The 20,655-nt window shown below is 39.9% G+C and carries 20 protein-coding genes; 18 read left to right on the top strand and 2 right to left on the bottom strand.

The window, feature by feature from the left end; genetic code table 11:
* Positions 1–58 precede the first annotated feature (58 nt).
* Complete coding sequence (locus ACYH0L_RS08035) at positions 59–1,828, top strand: ABC transporter ATP-binding protein (RefSeq protein WP_142353652.1); 1,770 nt, start codon at positions 59–61, stop codon at positions 1,826–1,828.
* A complete protein-coding gene (locus ACYH0L_RS08040; protein WP_256499569.1) occupies positions 1,825–3,540 on the top strand; it encodes an ABC transporter ATP-binding protein in 1,716 nt (571 codons plus the stop codon). The genes ACYH0L_RS08035 and ACYH0L_RS08040 overlap by 4 nt, the downstream gene beginning before the upstream one ends.
* Here the strand turns inward: ACYH0L_RS08040 and ACYH0L_RS08045 are convergent.
* Positions 3,527–3,787 carry an acyl carrier protein gene (locus ACYH0L_RS08045; protein ID WP_099725822.1) on the bottom strand — a complete coding sequence of 87 codons (261 nt, stop codon included), beginning with the start codon at positions 3,785–3,787 and terminating at the stop codon, positions 3,527–3,529. The two genes, ACYH0L_RS08040 and ACYH0L_RS08045, sit on opposite strands and share 14 nt — an antisense overlap.
* Positions 3,788–3,888: 101 nt before the next feature.
* Between ACYH0L_RS08045 and ACYH0L_RS08050 the strand changes: the two genes are divergently transcribed.
* From ACYH0L_RS08050 to ACYH0L_RS08065, 4 genes are read left to right on the top strand one after another with little or no spacing between them, the layout of a single operon-like run.
* On the top strand, positions 3,889–4,899 hold the full coding sequence (locus ACYH0L_RS08050) for a hypothetical protein (RefSeq protein ID WP_256499570.1): 1,011 nt from the start codon (positions 3,889–3,891) through the stop codon (positions 4,897–4,899).
* A gap of 19 nt (positions 4,900–4,918) precedes the next feature.
* Complete coding sequence (locus ACYH0L_RS08055) at positions 4,919–5,497, top strand: CYTH domain-containing protein (protein WP_256499571.1); 579 nt, start codon at positions 4,919–4,921, stop codon at positions 5,495–5,497.
* Between the two features lie 6 nt (positions 5,498–5,503).
* Positions 5,504–6,649, top strand: coding sequence for a nucleotidyltransferase domain-containing protein (locus tag ACYH0L_RS08060; protein WP_256499572.1), 1,146 nt, complete (start codon positions 5,504–5,506; stop codon positions 6,647–6,649).
* Positions 6,650–6,672: 23 nt separating this feature from the next.
* Complete coding sequence (locus tag ACYH0L_RS08065; protein WP_482354448.1) at positions 6,673–7,842, top strand: hypothetical protein; 1,170 nt, start codon at positions 6,673–6,675, stop codon at positions 7,840–7,842.
* Here ACYH0L_RS08065 and ACYH0L_RS08070 read toward each other — a convergent pair.
* Entirely contained in the window at positions 7,839–8,921 is a 1,083-nt protein-coding gene (locus tag ACYH0L_RS08070) for a serine hydrolase domain-containing protein (RefSeq protein WP_180275451.1), read from the bottom strand. The genes ACYH0L_RS08065 and ACYH0L_RS08070 overlap by 4 nt on opposite strands.
* 107 nt (positions 8,922–9,028) lie before the next feature.
* On the opposite strand from ACYH0L_RS08070, the gene ACYH0L_RS08075 reads away from it, so the two are divergent.
* The 12 genes from ACYH0L_RS08075 to ACYH0L_RS08130 are packed head-to-tail and all read left to right on the top strand — an operon-like array spanning position 9,029 to position 20,650.
* Complete coding sequence (locus tag ACYH0L_RS08075; RefSeq protein WP_256499574.1) at positions 9,029–10,261, top strand: methionine adenosyltransferase; 1,233 nt, start codon at positions 9,029–9,031, stop codon at positions 10,259–10,261.
* A 5-nt stretch (positions 10,262–10,266) separates the two neighbouring features.
* A complete protein-coding gene (locus ACYH0L_RS08080; protein ID WP_482354449.1) occupies positions 10,267–11,310 on the top strand; it encodes a hypothetical protein in 1,044 nt (347 codons plus the stop codon).
* 13 nt (positions 11,311–11,323) lie between these two features.
* Positions 11,324–11,875: a P-loop domain-containing protein gene (locus ACYH0L_RS08085; protein WP_482354450.1), complete on the top strand. Its 552-nt coding sequence runs from the start codon at positions 11,324–11,326 to the stop codon at positions 11,873–11,875.
* 4 nt (positions 11,876–11,879) lie between these two features.
* Positions 11,880–12,869, top strand: a complete 990-nt coding sequence (locus tag ACYH0L_RS08090; RefSeq protein WP_099725814.1) for a phosphotransferase enzyme family protein — start codon at positions 11,880–11,882, stop codon at positions 12,867–12,869.
* A complete protein-coding gene (locus ACYH0L_RS08095; protein WP_099725813.1) occupies positions 12,866–13,594 on the top strand; it encodes an SDR family NAD(P)-dependent oxidoreductase in 729 nt (242 codons plus the stop codon). Before ACYH0L_RS08090 ends, ACYH0L_RS08095 begins: the two co-directional genes overlap by 4 nt.
* A gap of 13 nt (positions 13,595–13,607) precedes the next feature.
* A complete protein-coding gene (locus ACYH0L_RS08100; protein ID WP_099725812.1) occupies positions 13,608–14,381 on the top strand; it encodes an SDR family NAD(P)-dependent oxidoreductase in 774 nt (257 codons plus the stop codon).
* 15 nt (positions 14,382–14,396) lie between these two features.
* Positions 14,397–15,203 carry a histidinol-phosphatase gene (locus ACYH0L_RS08105; RefSeq protein WP_099725811.1) on the top strand — a complete coding sequence of 269 codons (807 nt, stop codon included), beginning with the start codon at positions 14,397–14,399 and terminating at the stop codon, positions 15,201–15,203.
* A gap of 24 nt (positions 15,204–15,227) precedes the next feature.
* Positions 15,228–16,310, top strand: coding sequence for an inositol-3-phosphate synthase (locus ACYH0L_RS08110; protein ID WP_257213594.1), 1,083 nt, complete (start codon positions 15,228–15,230; stop codon positions 16,308–16,310).
* A gap of 3 nt (positions 16,311–16,313) precedes the next feature.
* Complete coding sequence (locus ACYH0L_RS08115) at positions 16,314–17,165, top strand: HAD hydrolase family protein (protein ID WP_099725809.1); 852 nt, start codon at positions 16,314–16,316, stop codon at positions 17,163–17,165.
* Positions 17,166–18,302 (top strand): aminoacyl--tRNA ligase-related protein, encoded by a 1,137-nt coding sequence (locus tag ACYH0L_RS08120; protein ID WP_099725808.1) that lies wholly within the window; start codon positions 17,166–17,168, stop codon positions 18,300–18,302.
* Positions 18,289–19,419 (top strand): nucleotidyltransferase family protein, encoded by a 1,131-nt coding sequence (locus ACYH0L_RS08125; RefSeq protein WP_099725807.1) that lies wholly within the window; start codon positions 18,289–18,291, stop codon positions 19,417–19,419. Before ACYH0L_RS08120 ends, ACYH0L_RS08125 begins: the two co-directional genes overlap by 14 nt.
* Positions 19,420–19,423: 4 nt before the next feature.
* Entirely contained in the window at positions 19,424–20,650 is a 1,227-nt protein-coding gene (locus ACYH0L_RS08130) for an ATP-grasp domain-containing protein (RefSeq protein WP_099725806.1), read from the top strand.
* The last annotated feature ends 5 nt before the right edge of the window (positions 20,651–20,655 follow it).

Consider the following 20,655-nt stretch of genomic DNA (forward strand, 5'->3'; position numbering starts at 1 on the left):
AAAAACATGTAAAAAAATTCCGTTTTTTGTTGAAAAAGAGCAAAAGGCTGGTGATGGATTGAAACAAATCGATAAGGATTCAAAGCAGTTATGGCATGTCTATTTATGGACACTTTCATTCTTAAAACCTTATAAAGGTAAAGTTATACTAGTCATGATGAGTGGTTTCATCATTACCTTGAGCGAACTCATTATACCGAAATTTATTCAATATTTTATTGAGACAATTTTGCCATCAAGAGACTTTTCAAAAATGAATGGATTATTGCTAGGGCTAACAGGCCTGATTACTTTTGGTATTATACTGACAGCCGCACGTAATTTATGGCAAAGAAAATTAATTGAACAAGCCTCAAGAGATTCACAATTTGCTGCCTTCCAGCAAATCCGTCAACTCGGTTTCTCATACTACGAACAACATTCTGTTAGTGAAACACTCTCCTTTGTGAACACACAAACACGAGCTGTACAAGAAATTTACAGACGATACTTCCCACAATTTATCAATCAAACATTATTTATCGCCATCTCACTCTACTTTATGATACAAATTTCTATCTTACTCACACTTATCATCATTCCAAGTTTTATTCTCTACTATATCTTTGGACCATGGCTTGAAAAAAAGGCAACCGTCTATGGCAGACAAAGTGCTGAAGGTTTTCGCACGCTGCAAACAAAATTATACGAAAGTCTTGCTTCGATGGAAGAGCTTAGAATATTAGGCTATATGAATTGGGATATGAAGCGGATTCAAAAACTTCATGAACAGGTAAGACAAGATCATGAAAAAAATGTTTTTTTCGCCTATTTACGAGGAAGCAACCGCCGTCTCACATATTATATTGGCGCTCTTGCTACTTTTGGTGTCGGTATCTACCTTGTGAAAAATGGCCAGCTGACAACAGGCGGTTTTGTGGCATATATACTATATTATTTTTCTGCAATGCATATGCTCACTTCCATTGTCACACTTTTAACAGAACAACGAATCTTAACCTTTCAAATTGAACCGTTATATCATTTTATGAAAAAAACACCTGATATTAGAGAACCTCAGCAGCCGATTCTGCTTGAACAGGTGAAAGGCGATATCGTGTTTCATGACATCGATTTTCACTATCCAAATCATCCGCCTTTATTAAAAGGGATGAATCTACATATTCGACGTGGTGAAAAAGTGGCGCTTGTCGGTACGAGCGGGGGAGGGAAAACTTCATTTCTCAAACTAATTGGTCGCTTTTATGACCCTGCATCTGGGGTCATTACAATTGATGGAATTGATTTGCGCCGTTTACCAACTAGTCAAATAAGAGCTGCGATGGGGTTTGTCTTTCAAGAAACATTTTTATTCAATATGAGTGTAAAAGACAATATTCGCTTTGGAGATACGAGTCTTACAGATCAACAACTCGTTGAAGCTGCTAAAAAAGCTGATTGCGATTCATTTATAAGAGAACTAGAACATGGATATGACACCATACTTGGGGAAAGGGGATTAAAACTTTCTGGCGGTCAAAAACAAAAGATAGCTATTGCTAGACTATTTGCTAAGAATCCAAGCATTGTCTTGCTCGACGAAGCAACAGCATCTCTTGACAGTGTCAGCGAGCAAAAAGTTCAGCAGGCATTGCATCAAACATTCAAAGAGTCCACTGTCATTGCAATTGCTCATCGGCTATCAACAGTGAGACATTTTGACAGAATTATCTTCATAAAAGATGGTTGTATATTAGAGGCCGGACATTTTAACGAATTGATGAGGAAAAAGGGTCATTTTTACCAATTAGCGTCTGACCGATCAGAAAAGGAGGCAGGTGTAACATGAAAAAAAACTGGCTGTTTCTTTTGATCGCAAGACAAAAATGGATGCTCTTCCTCGCCCTTTTATTTGTTTTGATAGAGGCTGCAGCGAATTTAGCAATGATTGGGCTCCAAAAGTGGCTGATTGACGATGTTCTTTTGAGTAATGGCGGTGAACAATTCCGTCATATCTTAATGCTGTTTGCCATTGTCTTCTTCGTATATGTTGTGATGTTTGTTGTCAGCCCATATGTAATGCATAAAAACTACCTTTCTATTCACCATTCATTGCAAAAAAAGATGATGGATCAGCTTCAGCAAGTATCGATGAGAAGCTATAAAAAACATCCTGTTAGTTTTTATTTACACAAGCTCAATCAAGATGTAAAGACAGTCGCTGTCACTGCTGCTTTACATATACCGAAAATCGTCCAAACCATTTTCATGGCTGTTGTTTTATCACTCATTTTACTATCTGTGAGTCCTATATTATTTTTCCTGCTTCTTTTTGCAAGCACTTGTTATTTCATTGTTGGTAAAACAATGGCGAAAAAGGCAACAATCATAGCAAAAGATGTGCAGGAGAGAAAGTCAGATTTATTTGTGCATGTTGAAGAAGGTATTTCTTCTACAAGAGAGATTGTGGCATTTGACCGGCGCAAATGGGAGATCAGTTTGTATGAAAAGCTATTCAACAAAATGATGGATAGCGTGATGAAAGAAGGTAAGTTTCAAAATAAGCTTCTTTTTTTGACAGAACCATTGAAATGGTTAGGCATATTGTCTGTGCTTTTGTTTGGAACGTATCAAGTAGCAGCAGGAAAAATGTCAATCGGTTTATTTGTCGTCATTTATCAATATGCATCTCAATTAATGAAGAGTTATCAGGAATTATTTCAGTATGTTTTTGAATTTTTTCACCAGCGTGCATCGATTCATCGAATCAGAGAAGTGTTGCATGTGGAAAGTGAATCAAAAGGAACAAAACGTATAGATGATGTTGAAGATATACTGTTTGAAGAGGTTTGTTTCTCTTATGAACAGACAGCAAAGGGGGCTTTAGACAGGCTGAACCTTCATATTCCAAAGGGGAAGAAAGTCGCCATTGTTGGTGCGAGCGGCAGCGGGAAATCGACCATTTCAAAGTTGGCTGTAGGACTCTATAGACCAGATAGTGGGAAGGTTCTAGTGAATGGAGTCGATCTAACAGACATCGAGGCATCCCACTTTTTAAAACGAGTAGCAGTTGTGCCCCAAGAGCCCTATTTTTTTCCGGATTCTATACGTATGAACTTAATCATGGGATTAACAGATATTACTAATGAGCAACTTGAACAAGTTTGTGAGATTGCGCAAATTCTTTCCTTCATAAAAGGGCTTGAAAAAGGGTTTGATACAGTGATTGGAGAGAGAGGGATTTCCCTATCAGGCGGACAAAGACAGCGTTTAGCTATCGCAAGAGCTCTTCTAAAACAAGCTGATTTACTGATATTAGATGAAGCGACATCCGCACTTGATCGGCAGACAGAAAGGATGGTGCAAAAAGGAATCGACGATGCTCAAGGGGGAAACACCATGCTGGTCATTGCGCACAGGTTATCGACCATACAAAATGCAGATATGATCTATGTACTGGAGGATGGTGTTGTTCAAAGCTGCGGCACCCACGAGGAGCTGATGGAAGCCTCCTCGCATTACCGCTCTTTATTTATGGCGCAAGTCATTACAGCGTCTTAGTTAGTTTGTTTTTAACCAAAGTAAAGAGTCGATCTAAGGTGCGGAAGTGGTCTGGGTGTAGTTCTTCGTCTTCAAACGCAACATGAAAGGTATCCTCAAGTGAAATAACAAAAGAGACGATTTGTACAGAATTTAATCCTAAAGCTTTTAAACTATCATCTCGACTTGGCTGCTCAGTGAGTGACAACTTATTCATCACCAGCTCGACAATCTTTTCTTCAACTGCTGTTAATGTCTGTTCATTCATGTCGTGGCTCCTTTCTAAGAGATCGATATACTCTACATTTTGGTTGATTCAGGAAAAAAATGCAATTGTTTTTACAAATCTATGATAAGGGGTTGCATTCATTGTCATATGTAAGCTATCAGAAAAAAGGTGTTCGTGTAGTATTAGGCGCAGATGAATCAATACAGAATCTAGTCATAAGTAAAGTTCATCCCTATATTGATTGCAACAAAACAACAGGGACACATGAAGGAATTTGGACGATTTTAACAGGTGAATACGCACAAAAAATTCAAAAGGAAATGACACTTGATGAAGTATTTTACGAAACCAAGATGGAACCGCGCTGCCGCTACCTTTATGACGGAGAGAAAAAAGTGATCGTCATAGACGAGCCAAAGGATGTGCGGTGGGTGACGCAACACGCATTACGGCTAATAAGAGTTCTGCTTCGTCTTATGTGTTATCAAAAGGGACTCATCTATTTGCACGGCGGCATAATGGAGATGAATCATAAAGGTGTTGCACTGATAGGTGGGTCTAGAGCGGGGAAAACGTCCACAATTTTATCCTTGTTAGCCTTAACCGATGCCCGTTATATAACAAACGATGACATAGGTATTGAATACAAGGACAATCAGTACACAGGAACTGGATGGCCGAGATCAATGAGTATTCGGAAAGATTCATTTGAAGCAATCGAAGCGCTCGATACTCAATACAGGCTTCAAACATCGAGTCATCCATTTAATCAAGATGATAAGAAATATCATTTTGTATATCCAGAGGAATTAGAAAAATGGTTTGCACGTGAAGTGAAAACAAAGGGGAAAATCGATGTGATCGTGTTTCCTGAATTTTTACCTCACGGACAAACTGGTGCAGCGCTTTCTAAAATCACTCCACAAGAGGCAGCTGAGCGCCTGAAGCAGCATGCGGTCATCAATCCTGGAAGACATAACGAGTTCTTACTACCTTATTTCACATTGCCGACAGCTCAAGAGTTAGAACCATTTCTTGACACACTTGCGAAAAAGATCCCTTGTTATTCATTAAAGCAGGCATTTACTTCTTTAGAGAAAGGAACGGCCTTACTTCAACAGCTTCTTGAACAATCTGACATTGTGGTTTAAGTCTTTTTGGAGGTGAATCATGGTTGAGCAGGAGTATAAATATTTGCTGTCACGGATAGATTTTCAACACATACACGACATGTTAAGTCGAAATCATCAACCTACTCATATACTTAACTTCAATTACTACTACGACACCCCAGATTTTTTATTTAAGCGATTTGGCTATACGATACGTATCCGTCAAATCGGCGATAAACTAACACTTGAGATAAAAAGTCCCAGTCAAACGTCTGGATATAAAAGAATAAGAGAAGAAACTTCATTTCCTGTTGATGATTTACCTCAAAAGTTAGATTTAAAGAACCTATTAACGTCTCTGCCTTTTACATTCACTCAACATCCAGAATTATTAGGGTTATTAGTAACGGAACGCACAACCTTTTACATTGAGACAGGCGTAAAAGTGGACTTGGATCAAAGCAGCTATCTTGGGATCACAGATTATGAATTAGAAATTGAATATGACAGTGAAAAGGCGTATGAGGCAGATAAATGCTTTTATACACTAACTGGTGATTTGGACATGCCAGCTAATCGAAAAGGGAAACGTTCTCGATTTATCACAAGATTTAAATCGTTATACGGGAAGGAGTAGTCAAGCATGCGGGCTGTTTTGGATCAATCGACTCTCTCAAATGAGCAGAGGCTGTTATTACTTGGCTCACGTATTCAATTAAATGAACAAGAAGAAGAGTCCATTAGAGACTTATTGAAAGATGGCATAGATATGCCGAAGTTTATCGGACTTGCATCTAGACATAAGGTGCTTCAGCTCATTACACCTCATTTGATTCGCCTTGATGTCGAAAAAAGCATAACGACGACGTACAAGTTTTTGCTTCACTATCAATATATAGGTAATCGTCAAAAGAATATGGTGAGATTTCAAGAATTCCAGCGTCTTTTACAAATATTTCGAGAGGCAAAGCTGAAAGCGGTCCCCCTCAAAGGAGCCATATTAACACCGCTTGTATACAAAGATTATGGACTGCGAATGATGTCGGACCTTGACTTCTTGATTCATCCAGATGATCGAAAGAGTGCTTCTTTATTGCTCAAGAATGAAGGTTTTATTATTGGGAAATATGATTGGACAACAGATCAGGAAATTCCGATTTCTCGTGAAGAAGAAATGATGTGGAGAATCAATGCGGGGAATCTCTATTCTCATGTTAAACGGAGCGGAGAAGACTTTTTGAAGGTACACCGCGTCGATTTTTCTTATGATGTTGAGCTCAAAAAAAACTATCAGGCAACAAGTTCCTTGCTGGATGCTTCAGAAGAAAAAGTATTTTTTCAAACGGACACCTATTTGCTTCAACCTTTAGATTTTCTCATCCATCTTGCTTTCCACCTATACAAGGAGGCAACAAATGTACAGTATGTCTACTTACATGCAGATCTTAATTTGATCAAGTTTTGTGATGTAAGGGAGTATGTCATGTACGCTGAAGAACAAAACCAGCTTGATTGGCATGCCTTGCAAGAAAGAGCGAAAGAACTAGGGGCTGAAAAAGCACTTTTTTACACGTTTACTTTTTTAGACTTATTGTATCAAACGAATTATATTGACCAAATGCCGCAGCTAGACATGAGTGATCAATCGTTCTTGGAAGCCTATGGTGAAAATGATTTCGGCTCTTTGAAAACCTGGAAAAAATCATTTGTCGATCGTTTTTTTAGTCTGGATAATCGCGATGAGCTTGAAGAGGAACCAGTTATACAGCTGTTTCCTGAAAGGCAATAGTCAATTGAAGAGGAGGAATCTAAATGGATTTAAAGGCGCTCTTTAAAAAGCCCGAGGAAGCGTTTCCATATAAAAAATCGTTTGTGTTTGCAGGTATTCATTTTCAAATTCTATCAACCGAATCGCTTGCTATTGAAGATATTGAACATTATATACCGAAAGAGCCAGTCAGCCATATGGGCGATCTACCTTCCCAGATTGACATACGATTTATCATTGATCCGGTGCTCGAACAATCCATTCGCAGCGATTGCTTCGAAACGGGTGAAACCATTACAGCAAAAAGGAAGTTTACTTACAAACGATTGAAGTCAGACGATCTCATCTTATTTGCATCACATGAAGGTGACGAGCCGCACAGTGTGGCGGTTGATAAAGGGCGCTATGCTGTGGTCGGAAAAAGCAAAAATGAGTCTGCCATACGCTGTCCACTGCGAATCGTTCGAGAAATTGCGCTTAGAACGCTAGAAAATCAGGGGGGATGTTTTACGCATGCAGCAGCGGTCTCTTTTGAAGAAGGTAAAAAAGGAGCGTTAATTATAGGGGATAAAGGTGCAGGGAAGTCTACCACTATGTGGCAGTTTTTGCATAATGGAGGAGCAGATTTTATCACAAATGATCGTTCCATTTCTATGCTTGAAGGTCAGGAGCTCACTGTTTATGGATGGCCGATGTGCTTGGCGCTTGGAGTAGGAACTGTCCAGGCAACAACGAACATACAGGAATTAAAAAATAGAACATTTAGCAGGTCTCAAGATGAAAGAATATGGGATGAAACCATTTCAACAGAAGAAGAAGCGAAAGAAAAATGGGCGAGCGGCTGTAAGTTTGAAATCACGCCAAAAGAAGCTGCTGAAATGACGGGAGCAACCATTCGAAGCTCAACTAAAGTAGATATGGTGATTTTCCCCTCACTCAAAATAGGGTCAGGTGAGATTAGGCTGGTGCCAGTAAAAAAAGATGATCAAAAAGCGAAAGACATTATGTTAGCAAATATAAGAGAGCCAGAAGATCCTGATTATTTAAAAGGCTGGCTCGGACTTCGAAGTGTTTCAGATACCTTTCTTGAACAAAAGGCATCTGAGCTCATCCATCACTTGTTTAATATGCCATGTTTTTATTTAGAGGGCGATCCCCGGAAGCTGCAGGAAGCGATTCCAGATTTATTAAACAAAAAAGCAAGTTCAATTTAAAGAGACGATTGTCTAAACATTCGCTTGAGCCGGTCTTCACGCTTTTTTATCTGTTCGTTATCTGCTGGCAGCATGAGCTGAAAGAGCCTATCGGCAATCGGCCTTGCGATCCGTTCGTCAGAGTTTAATAGAATGCAAATGCCTAATTTTTGTTTTGGGATGAATCCGATATAGGAGGTGAATCCTTTAATTTCTCCGCTATGTTCAGCTAAGGTGAATCCGTTGAAAGGTCTTAAAAACCATGAAAGGCCAACGCCTCTGCTGAAATCTTCTTCAACCATAACGGGGCTTTGCATTTCCTTTAACGAATGCTGATGAAGCAGGCGGCTTCCGCCATATTGAGCTTGGATGAGTTGAATCAAATCATCTGCGGTAGAGAATAGTCCACTTGAACCGTCTTCCCAAGATGGTGTTTCAGCACTTGGATAGGATATATCAGATAAGCCAGATGAAGAAACTGTATACCCTTTTGCTGTGAATGCTGTTTCAATAAACCCAGTTTGCTTCAAATGGAGCGGATCTAGAATGCGGGATTGCATTAACTTTCTAAATGGTTGGCCACTCACTTTCTCTAGTACTTTACTTAAAATAGAATAGCCAAGGCTAGAATAATTGATGATAGACCAAGGTGGTGTGAATATGGTGAGCAAGTCAATACACTCAGCTAATGTTATTTCTCTTATATGGCTCGCTTTATCGAGTGTTTTGGGCAGGCCCGATATATGAGAGGCAATCATACGAAAAGTGAGAGGAACTGGTTCAGACACATGACTTTTTAATAAAGATAGTAAAGGTTCGTAAGTATGAATGGGTTCATCGAGTTGAATCAACCCTTCATCTCGCAGTTTCATCATGACCATTGCAGTAAAAGGTTTCGTCACAGAACCAATTCGAAAGGTTGTGTCTTTTGTGACTGGAGTGCCACTATCCATATCAGCTAGGCCCTCATGCCATGACCAAATTTGTTCAGCTTCATGAGAAATGCAAATGGAGCAGCCGGGAATTTGATGTTGATTCAATAACTTCTTAATGTCAGTGGTTGTATCTTGCAAACGTTGCAGGGTCAATTCATTGATCAAAATAGACACCTCTTTCATACAGAATATATATATATTACCAAATATTTCGTGTGGAATTAAGGTGATCTATCATTACTTTTCATATTTTAAATGAGAGCGGGCGATAGATGATGAAAACAATTCAAAAAACAATTCTTGATATTTTAAAAGGTGATGGCCAAGATATTGAACAAATTCCATATGAGCTTGTGGAACGCAAAGGGGTAGGGCATCCAGATACCATGTGTGATGCCATAGCAGAAAGAGCTTCTCAATACTATTCTCAATATTGCATGGAGCATTTCGGAAGAGTAGCACATCATTGGTTTGACAAAGTGATGCTTCTTGGGGGAGATGCTGATGTACAGTATGGGAAAGGAACGATGGTCAAGCCTTATCAAGTTGTATTTGCTGGAAAAGGAGCGTATGCATACGGCGAAGAGCCAATCCCTCTGAAGAAAATCCTATTTGATGCGGCCAAGGATGTGTTATCAGAAGTGACAACAGGATTCGATCCTGACGAGCATCTCGTCATTGACTGCCGAATCGTCGATCATCAAGGGGCTGGTCGTAAAAACTCGAGATATCGTCCGATGATTGAAACAGACATGATTGAGATCGGCGATCCAAAGCTAGTTTCAAATGACTGTAACCTATTACATGCTCATGCACCATTAAGCCGTCTTGAAAAGTTGGTTCTTTATACAGAGCGTTATGTGAATGGGCCAGATTTCAAAAGGGTAAACCCAGATACCGGCTGGGACGTGAAAATATTTGGAAGCAGGCGGCATGAAGACTTCAAACTCATTGTGAATATGCCTTTTTTAGCAAAAGATATTCATAGCCTTGAAGAGTATTTTTCCCGTAAAAAAGAATGTCAGGATCAAATCGCACAGTATATTGATGAAACGTTAGGACTTAAACCGGATCTCATGCTAAACGCAACCGATCGCAACGGTCGTCCATATTTAACAGCACTTGGATCTGTTGCTGATACTGGGGATGTGGGAGTAGTTGGCAGGGGGAATAGACTAAATGGACTGATCACGCCAATGCGGTCGATGAGTATTGAAGCTCCAGCTGGAAAAAACCCACTTGATCATACAGGGAAATTGTACGGAGTGCTGGCTCAAAGGTTGGCAGATCAAATTTTTGAGACCATTCAAAAGCCGACAGAAGTGCATATCTTTACTTCAAAAGAGGCACCTCTCCATAACCCTGATGAAATTTCCGTCCGTATTCAACAATGGGATGGAGATGAGGATGAAAGAAAGCAAATTGAAAATCTCGTCATGAAGGCTGTTCATTCAATGGGCGATGTCACAAAGGATTTAATTTTTAAAGGCGTTACAATGTGGTAAAAAAGATGAAAAAAAAAGTCATTGATGCAGTCCATGCATGTGTGAATACAGAAGAGCCTTTGACAGTGACAATTCAACCATATGAAATCAAAAAACATCAGGATGTGAATCAACATCATGTTCTCATCATGCTCAAGCCTGAATTAACCAACATCAATCAGGGGGTTCAGCTGGATCGAATACTAGATGAATTACTGAACCGATTAGCTGATGATGATGTAGAAATAGGGGCCGTCCGCGTTTTGTCATCCTTATATTTGAAAGAAGAGAAAATATTAGAAAATCAATATGGGATGCTCAATCGGATTTCTAGAAACGGTTTGAGCGAATTGTCAGAAGCAGCAAAAAAGGTGCTGTCAACAAAATACCCGGAGTATAGAACGAAGGAACATTTGATTTATGGAGGACATCAATTTTTACAAAAGTATCAAGAGCTCACGCCATATGGTTTAGAGCTTTTAACAAGAAATGTCAAGGTGGATAAGTTAGGTGCAGGGACATATGCAATTGAGGCCGAGGTGGACGGAGAAAAGATGCTCCTGCTCAATTCATTCCATCCTTGTCAAATTGATTGGTTCACTGCTCCTAGGCGGTCTGTTATTGTCATTGAATGCTTTACCCAAAAGCCAATGAGGGTGATGAGAGAACACTTTATTGGTGCAACTGATCCTCACGAAGCAAGAGAAGGCTCTTTTAAACACATGCTGCTCACAGAGCAAAAAAGGTTCGGCATAACAAACGTGTGTACACGGTTTAACGGCATACATCTTTCGCCAGGTCCTATAGAGGCAATGGCCGGAATGATTCGTTATTTTAGTACATCTGGAAAAAGGCTGTCACCTTCACATACACTTTTTGGCCAGTTGTTAAGGGAAAATGGCTTTTCAGCGGAGGAATTAGATTTATTATGTGAAGATGTGTCCATCAGTTCAAGTGGTACAAGAGAAACACCTGTATTTGAATTAACTGAAAACCTAAACTGGGATGAAGCGCTCGCTTTACTATTAAAAGTAAAAAACGACATCCAAAAGCATGAACGTGTTCTGTAACGGAGGGAACAACTTGAGTAAAGAAGGAGTTAGCCAGCGCATCTGGATTGTTGGCCCACCTGGATCTGGGAAAACGACACTCGCAAGCCGATTGAAACAGGACTTATCCTTACCTCACTATGAGCTCGATGCCCTTTTCTGGCAAGCAGACTGGAACAAGACAGATAAAAAGCTGTTTATTGAAAACGTTCATGAAATTGTCAAACAAAGGAAATGGGTTGTCGATGGACAATATTCATCTGTTCATCACATATTGGCTAAATATGCTGATACGATCATTTGGCTCGATGTGAAGAGAAGACAGACGTTTCCTAGTCTCATCAAAAGGACGCTTAAACGTCTTATCACAAAAGAGAAGCTTTGGAATGGAAATAGGGAGAGGATTGGCAATGCACTGCAATTTTTCTCATATGCCTTTCACGTGTATCCAGAGGTCCTCCATCATAACGAAAAGCTTTTTCATCAATTAAAGGAAGCATCACATGTGACATGTCTGCGAATCAATAAGCGAGAAGAGGTAGAACAGGTGCTCAAGAAAATCAAACGTCTTGAAGAAAAGGGGTGAGGACATGACGAATTTAGATGTTGTTTACAATGTCCTGAAATGTTGGTTTTCGGAACAGCCTCACCGTGTAACACCTTTAAATGGAAGAAGTCCTAATGCAGGATGGCTTGTAGAATACACTAAAAACCGATTTGTATTAAAAAAATGTGTCAGGAATCATGATGCTGAATGGCTTCATTATTTAGAGGATTTAACAGATGCGTTGCTTGACCATGGGTTTCCGATTCAACCTATGATTGAGGCAAAGAACCAGCATAAAACCATTTTATACAAAGAGAGCTACTGGCAGCTACGGCCATATTTTGAAGGAAGACCATATGAAATGGGAAATCGTTCAGATGAACAAGAAGCCATTCAGGTGTTAAAAAAGCTTCATTCATTGAAAAATTTGCCGAAAGGTCCTGTGAATCCAAATTGTGAACTGAAAAACTGGATTACGTATCCTGATGACACGCTGAACGAGACGGCTTGTGCACTTAAAAAGATGGTTTCTTCGAAAAAGGCTGCTGCTTTACTCAAAGTCTATGAGCGGGAGCTAATGAATGTCCTCGTGATGCTAAATCCAAGTATTTATGAGACGTTACCTCATGCTGTCACACATGGTGACTTTCATTCTGGCAACCTGCTGATCCGTAACAAGAAGCTCGCCATGGTTCTTGATTTCGATACAGCAGGTTATAGACCGCGAATATATGATGCAGCCATATCCGCTTTTTTGTTAACGAGAATCAAGCGTGGGACGTTTCAACTAGATATTTTTAAAACAATTCAATTTTTAAAGACCTATGCCGAAGATTTATCGGAAAATGAATGGCGCTCTATATCTGCTTTTATCAGACTGTTATATATTCCAACAGGCCGATATTTAACGCTCCTGCAAAAGCATACGCCTCACTTCCTTAACTGGTATATTGATTGGTCTTTTCAAGCACTACAATCTGCATCGCACCAGCTGATGGAAAATTGGTATCTCCAAAAGGAGATGAGGATATGAAAGTGGCTGTTGTCACAGGTGGAAATAGAGGCATAGGAAAAGAAGTGTGCAGACAGCTTGCTCAAGATGGCATGATTGTGATTTTAACAGCTCGGCAGCTTGAAAGCGCCCAATTAGCTGCTTCTGAAATGAATGAGCAGGTTGTTCCGTTTCAACTGGATGTCACAAATGCAGAAACGGTTGATCGATTGTCGGCATTTATTAAGGAATCGTACGGAAGAGTGGACGTCTTGATTAATAATGCTGGTGTCTTTCATGACAATAGGAGGGATGACACATTTCCATCTTTTCTAGACCTTTCTGTATCGACACTCCAAGAAACGATGGATGTCAATCTATATGGTGCAGTCAGAATGACGAAGGCCGTTTTTCCTTACATGAAAGAGGCTAGGTATGGACGTATCGTCAATGTGTCTAGTGGTATGGGAAGGCTCTCTGCCATCCACGCTTCAGATGATGTCAGGCGTGACGGAAAAAGCGGCCCATATTATCGGATGTCAAAAGTTGCTTTGCACGTTCTCACAAAGGTCACAGCTTTAGAGGGAGCGCCCTATTCTATCCTTGCGAATGCTGTATGCCCGGGCTGGGTGCAAACGGACATGGGGTCATCAGAGGCTGTTAAAACTGTGCAGGAAGGTGCATCAGGGATTGTCTGGGCAGCGAAGCTACCTCGAGATGGACCAACAGGAGAATTATTGAGAGATGGAAATAGACTTCAGTGGTAGAGGAGGCAACTACATGCGAGGTATGAAAGAAAAGACAGTCATTGTCACAGGCGGAGCACAAGGAATTGGATTTGCGGTCGCAGAACGAGCAGCACAAGAAGGCGCACAAGTCGTGATTGCTGATCACCATGTGGAATACGGGAAAGAAGCAGAAAGACTGCTCAAAGCAAAAGGATATGAGGTTTTGTTTATAGAGGCTGATATTGCAGAGGAAGCAGCAATCATTTCAATGGTAGAAAAAACAGCCAATCATTTTAGGCGGATTGACATGCTGGTTAATTGTGCAGCGGTTTTTATTATGCGAGGCCTTGAAGCAACCGTTGAAGAATGGCGGCGCATCATGGATTTGAATATTATGGGACAAGCTCTTTGCGTCAAACATACTGCACCGCATATGGAGAAGACAGGAAAAGGCTCCATTGTCAATATTGCATCAATCTCAGGTCACATTGCCCAGCCGAAATATTTAACATATAACGCAACGAAAGCAGCCGTTGTGAATATGACGAGATGTATGGCAATGGATTTAGCTGATGCAGGTATTCGTGTAAATGCAGTCAATCCAGGTACGGTATGGAATAAAAATAACGAACGGTTTCATTTAGAAGAACTTGGTCTGACAAGAGAACAAGCGAATCAGCACCCTGATATTGGAGGAATGCACATGCTGAAACGAACAGCTGATCCAGAGGAGATCGCATCGGCTGTCATCTTCCTTCTTTCAGATGAAGCGAGCTTTATTACAGGAGAAAATTTAATGGTTGACGGCGGCTATACTGCCATGTAGAGGAGCAAAAATCTCATGAAATTTGATCTGCACACACATCACCAACGCTGCGGTCATGCGAAGGGAAAGATCAGAGAATATATCGATGAGGCTGTCAAATTAGGTCTGGAGTTTATTGGAATATCAGATCATTCCCCGTTTTTTGGTGAAGAGGTCGATCACTTTAAACCCTGGGTGGCAATGGCTAAAAGTGAATTTCATTCATATGTAGAGGAAGTCCTGCAATTGAAGAAGGAATATGACGGGAAAATTCATGTGCTGTTAGGCGTTGAATCTGACTATTTTCCAGAACACGAGGCCCTCTACCGAGACGTGTATCGACATTATCCATTTGATTATATCATCGGCTCAGTCCATGTCAGTAATGGATATGACCTATTTAACCGAAAGCGCTGGGAACGTATCACAGAGCAGCAAGCCATGATCGAAAAAGAAGCGTATTACCAGCTGATTCAAATGTCCGCAGAGAGTCGTATGTTTGATATTTTAGGTCATATTGACGCCTTAAAAGGATTTTACCCAGAGATTGCTCATATCAAAACAGAAGCTGTCGATGATGCACTGAAAGCGATTGCGGAGAGTGGTTCTGTCATTGAAGTCAATACATCTGGTAAAACAAAAGACTGCGGAGGATGGTATCCATCAATTGATCTATTAGAACGCGCCAAGTTTTATGGCATTGATGTCACGTTTGGCTCTGACGCACATGAGCCAGCCCGCGTGGCAGATGATTGGCTGGAAGTGAAACATACGTTGAAGGAACTGGGGTATCAAGAATGGTGCATTTTTCAATCTCGTCAAAAGCGCAAATTGGCTCTATAAATTTATAAAAAAGGGGTTATGAAAATGACAAAAGTTCGTGTAGCAATTGCTGGAGTAGGTTCATGTGCATCAAGTATCGTTCAATTTGTAGAAATGGCAAAGGAAAAAATGGATACGCCCTCTGGTGTTATGCATGAAGTCATTGGAGGCTATCAATTATCTGACGTGGAATTTGTTGCAGCTTTTGAAGTGGATCAAAATAAAGTAGGAAAAGATTTATCAGAGGCGATACTTACTAAACCAACGGCTGCCATTAAACATATAGAAGTTCCTTTTTTCCAAGTGTCAGTTGAAGCAGGCCCTTTATGTGATGGGCTTGAAGGAGATTTGTCCAACTGTATTCAACCGCATGAAGATTCCCTGAAAATCAACACACATGACGTGACGCAAAGACTGAAGGACGTACAGGCAGATGTACTTGTCTGCTTCTTACCGACAGGCTCGTTCGAAGCTGTTCGAGTATACGCAGAGGCATGTGCACACGCTCATACCGCCTTTATTAATGCAACACCAGAGCCAGTGGCAAATGACCCTGAATTTGTCAAAATGTTTGAAGACTCAGGTACCCCGCTTCTTGGAGACGATTTAAGAAGTCATTTAGGTGCAACGACACTGCATACAGCGTTGATTGAACTATTGAAATCCCGCGGCATTGATATCACCAATACGTACCAATTGAATGTCGGAGGCAACACAGACTTTTTAAACCTTGCCAATCCAATGAGATCAACGAGTAAGCAAAAATCGAAGAGAAAAGCATTATTTGCATCTGGTATTGATGCCAGTGAAGTCGCAGCAGGTCCAAATGGATATGTCAGCTATCTAGGTGATCATAAAGTCTGCTTTCTTCGTTTAGAAGGAAATTCTGTTTTAGATTCTGAGATTTCACTTGAAATCCGCTTACAAGTAGAAGATAGTCCAAATTCAGCTGGTGTTATTGCGAATGCGATGCGTGTAGCAAAAGCAGCTAAAGACTTGAATCACAGTGGTGTCATTCATGACGTCTGCCCATTCTTATTTAAAAGTCCTCCAATTGGACAAGTAGATTCAGAATCATTGCGTTTGTTCAATGATTATGTAGCAAATGCTGAGCTGAAAAAGGTGTAATAAGTGGAAGCGGAACTTAACCTTCGTGAGATAAAATTTGCCGCTTTTGACTTGGATGGAACATTAATTGACGATCGAGGTCAACTCATTGGTGATGTCCATGGCGCAGTGAACATACTGCGCCAAAGAGGCATTATTCCAATGATCGTGACAGGTAGAACCTATGATTCTTTCTTTTCTCTGAACTTAGATCCTTCTCTACTTCATTTGTTTCACCACGATGTTCTACTGAATGATGGAAATGTCGTTTGCCATCATCAAAAGAAAACATTTGACGTCAAACAATATCTAGATTCCGCTTTATGCAAACAAATCATCTCATTATTTGATAGAAAAGCTGAATTTGTCATGGAATCAAATGGGAAGCACGTGGCGTCAAGTAAAAGCGCTAAGTTGAAATACTGCATGCTTTACACATTTCCACGAGAAAAAATAGAGGTTGGTCACAAGAAAGAATTCCACTTTGACCGTGTGACGAAATTATTTATTTTACCAAAAGAAACAATAGATATCGCACATCAATTAAGAGATTGCTATTGTGAGGTAGCAGATGCCCAGTTTTTAAATGCTCAAGTGATTTCTCCGAAAGGAATTTGTAAGGCAGATATGCTGGGGCACCATTTATTAGACTGTTTTGGGGAAAGTGATTTAGGCCGCGTGATGGCTTTTGGAAATGGTCATAATGACAGGCTTCTGCTGAAGAAGGCCAAGTGGGGGGTGGCAGTTCAAGATAGTCATCCGTCAGCGATTGAGTTATGTGATGTTCATTTAAAAGAGCCTATTTATAACTATCTTCTTAAAGCTTTACAAACGCCTGAAGCACCACACGTAATCAATGAAAAGGGAGGTATTTAGTTGAGGACCCTTAAGCTGCCTTTACCAGACACACTAAAAGAAACAATGATACCGGATTTTATGGAAAGAGTTTCATTTCTATCTGCCCACATTCTGCATGTTGCCCTTCGTGAAGAGGAGTCTGTCATTGAAGTAACAGTAGATCAAAAGGGAGATGCGGATGCAATCTCAACGGCGTTTTTGAAGTTATCGTCGAACGCGGCTCAATTGCGCAGGTTTCGTGAAAAAGAAATGAAATCAAATATTCATTTAACCAGTGAGCCTGTTCATTCCAAATTAAGCGGGGATGACCAAATGCGAACCTTTTATGATGAAATTGAAATGGAACTCTCCCACTACTTTGACCAATTGTTTTTAAATATGGGGGCTTCACTAGGAGCCAAACAAAGACGATATCCTTCTACGATCAGTAAAGAGTTAATGGAGAAATGTAAATATCATACGAATTTTCCGCAAAATATTTATTCTGTTTTTGAAATACCGCATGATTATCAAATTATTGATGATATTCGAGAGAAGCATCATGGTTTTCTTTCTGAACACTTTCAGCAGGCAGGCCGTTTTTTACAACCGTGTATTTGTTATCACTGTTACGAGGAATGGGAAGGGAAGACGTATGCAGACTATCAGATCATGACAGCTGCGGGTCAATGCTTTAGACATGAAATTTCTTGGAAAGTTGATCCACTAAGGAAACTAGAATTTAGTATGCGTGAAATTGTGTTTATTGGTGACAGCGAATATATCAATGAAACAAGAAAAACACTCCTTGAAAACACATGGCAATGCTTTCATCAGCTTGGCCTTAGTGGAAAGGTGACGACAGCAAATGATCCCTTTTTCTTTTATGATGATATGGATAAAGCGAATTATCAATTAATGGCTAACAGCAAATATGAATTGGTAGCTGTTACAGAAAAGAAAGACGTATCGATCGCTTCTTTTAATGATTGTGGAGAGATGCTTTGTGACAGGTTCCAGATCAAAGGAGAAAATGGTCTGCCGCTTTATTCGGGTTGCGCCGCATTTGGTATCGATCGATGGGTTCAAGTATTTTTACAAACGTACGGTCGAAATCGAAAGAATTGGCCTGAAGAAATGCTTCATTTAAAGGAGGGTAGCTATGCTGCAAAGTAATCTCACTCAAGAAGAGCACACAGCCCTCATCTTATCGACTCCTTTTTTAAAAGACAACCAGATTAAGGAGATGCAGAAGCTTCTGTATCAGCAGCAAGACTGGAATGTCATTCTCGGAATGTTACATGTTCACCGGACAGCAGGTATTGCATGGAAGAATATTAAACAATATGCCATTCATTTAAGAAAAGATTTTAAAGCGACTTATTTTTTAAAGTCTTTAGAGATTATGTACAAGGGTCAGTTAGAAACAGCACGAGACAATATCACGTTAAACGATCGATTATTTCAAGCACTTGATCAAAAGGGAATTGAATATGCCATTGTAAAAGGAAGTGTGATTGGCCAGTGGGCGTATGGAGATGTAGGACTTAGGTTATTTGGAGACAACGATCTCTTTATCTCACAAGATCAGCTGCAAGAAACTGGACATATATTAAAAGACTTAGGTTATATTCAAGGTTCTTGGAACTATGAAACCGAGGCTGTCACACCTGCCAAACGTAGCGAAATTCTTTACCTCATCATGAACTCACATCAAACCTACACCTATATGAAACCTTCTCCAGAATGCCGTTTTATTGATTGTCATAAAATTGATGTTCAGTTTTCTGTAGACCTCATGACAGGAAACCGGACGGATTCAATTGTCCAAGAGATGCTGTCTAGACGAATTCAGACATCTGTTGATCAACACCTTGTATGGTCATTAAAAGAAGAGGATATGCTGCTTTTCTTATGTATTCATTTTTACAAAGAGGCCATTTATTTAAATGAAGTCGAATCAATGAAAGACTTACTTCTTTATAAACTGCTTGATATATATGGGATGTTTATGAGGGAAGACCTTGTTGATGTAGATCTATTTGTCAATCGAACGAAAACATATGGATTTGAAAAGATGGTCTATTTCGCTTTTCATTATGTGAATGAAGTCTTCCCGCATACCATTTCGGATATCATAATGGATGCACTTCAACCCGAATCGCTTACTTATTTATCGGAAGTGCTTGATGCAAATGATGTCATTCATACTTGGGATCAGCCGATTCGTAAACGCTTCTTTCATATTAATCGGTCTTTAGATATTAAAAAGCATTCTGTTCATAAGGAGTAGTGTGATGAAAGATCCGGCAACGCTATTTGATTTTGAGGGAAGAAACGACGTGATATGGTTTGGGAATATGAATCAAGAACAAAGCTGGGATCAAACAAGGGCTTTACCTGTGATGACAGACCATGTTCAAAATGAACTGGTACTTCAGCAAGAACAACAACTGCTTTTGATTGCATCTAAGGATCATCATGTCATCTTTCACCATCAGCCTGAAGCGGCTTTTTTAGCCTATTTGAAAAAAAGAGGTGTCCAGCTGCCACAGATCACTCAAAAAGAAGATGCGTTTAAACTTAAGGGCTTCATTGTCCCCTATCTTTTTGATGAGTCCCTTGAACAAGAAGCATTTATTGAAAATAGAAGGATATATGGATCAAATCCAAAACTCGTTAAGCGGTTCAATCATAAAGTTTTCACTAGAAGATGGGCGGAAAAGCATCAATTTAAAGTCACTTGCGGTGCTATTTGTCAAAATGCAGACGAGTTAAAACGGACGTATGAAGAATTAAGGGAGAAGAACTTCTCAAAAATGGTTCTCAAAATACCTTATGGATCATCTGGGAAGGGGCTTCGTATTTTAAAAAATGAACGAGATTTCATGCAGCTTTTGACCTTTATTGAAAGAAGAAAAATTCAAACAGACCTGATATTAGAGGGATGGCATCCGATTAAAAGATCATTAAATGCCCAACTGCTTATTCAAGATAAAGAGTCACACTTACTTTCAATTACAGAGCAGAAAATCAATGAAGACGGCATCTATTTAGGGACCGATTTTGCTCCTGTTTATGAAATGGACAAAAAACGTGAATACGAAGAAAGCATGCATCGAATTATAGAGCTTCTCTATGAAGAAGGATATAGAGGTGTGGTTGGAGTCGATTCGATTATTGATGAAGATGAACAGCTCATACCGATTATTGAAATAAATGCTCGTTTCACGCAGGTTACTTATTTACTCCCGATCATTTGCCGTTTTTTTTCAACGTACGAATATATCGAGAGCCGCTTGAAAAGATTCTCATGCAGCGCTGATTTGCCATTTGAAGATATTTTAAAGGCCATCACTAAAGCACTCAACCCAGGAGAAGATGGTGGGTTTTTTATTTATACATTTGGTAAGAAGAGAGCTGACGATATGTGGCACTATCGATTGTTCATATTGTTTTATCATATGAAAAAGGAGAAGCAGGACAAGATGCTGACAATTTTTGATGAAATGGAATTTTCTTAAGAAAG

This window comes from Bacillus sp. MC1252 (genome assembly GCF_056838025.1).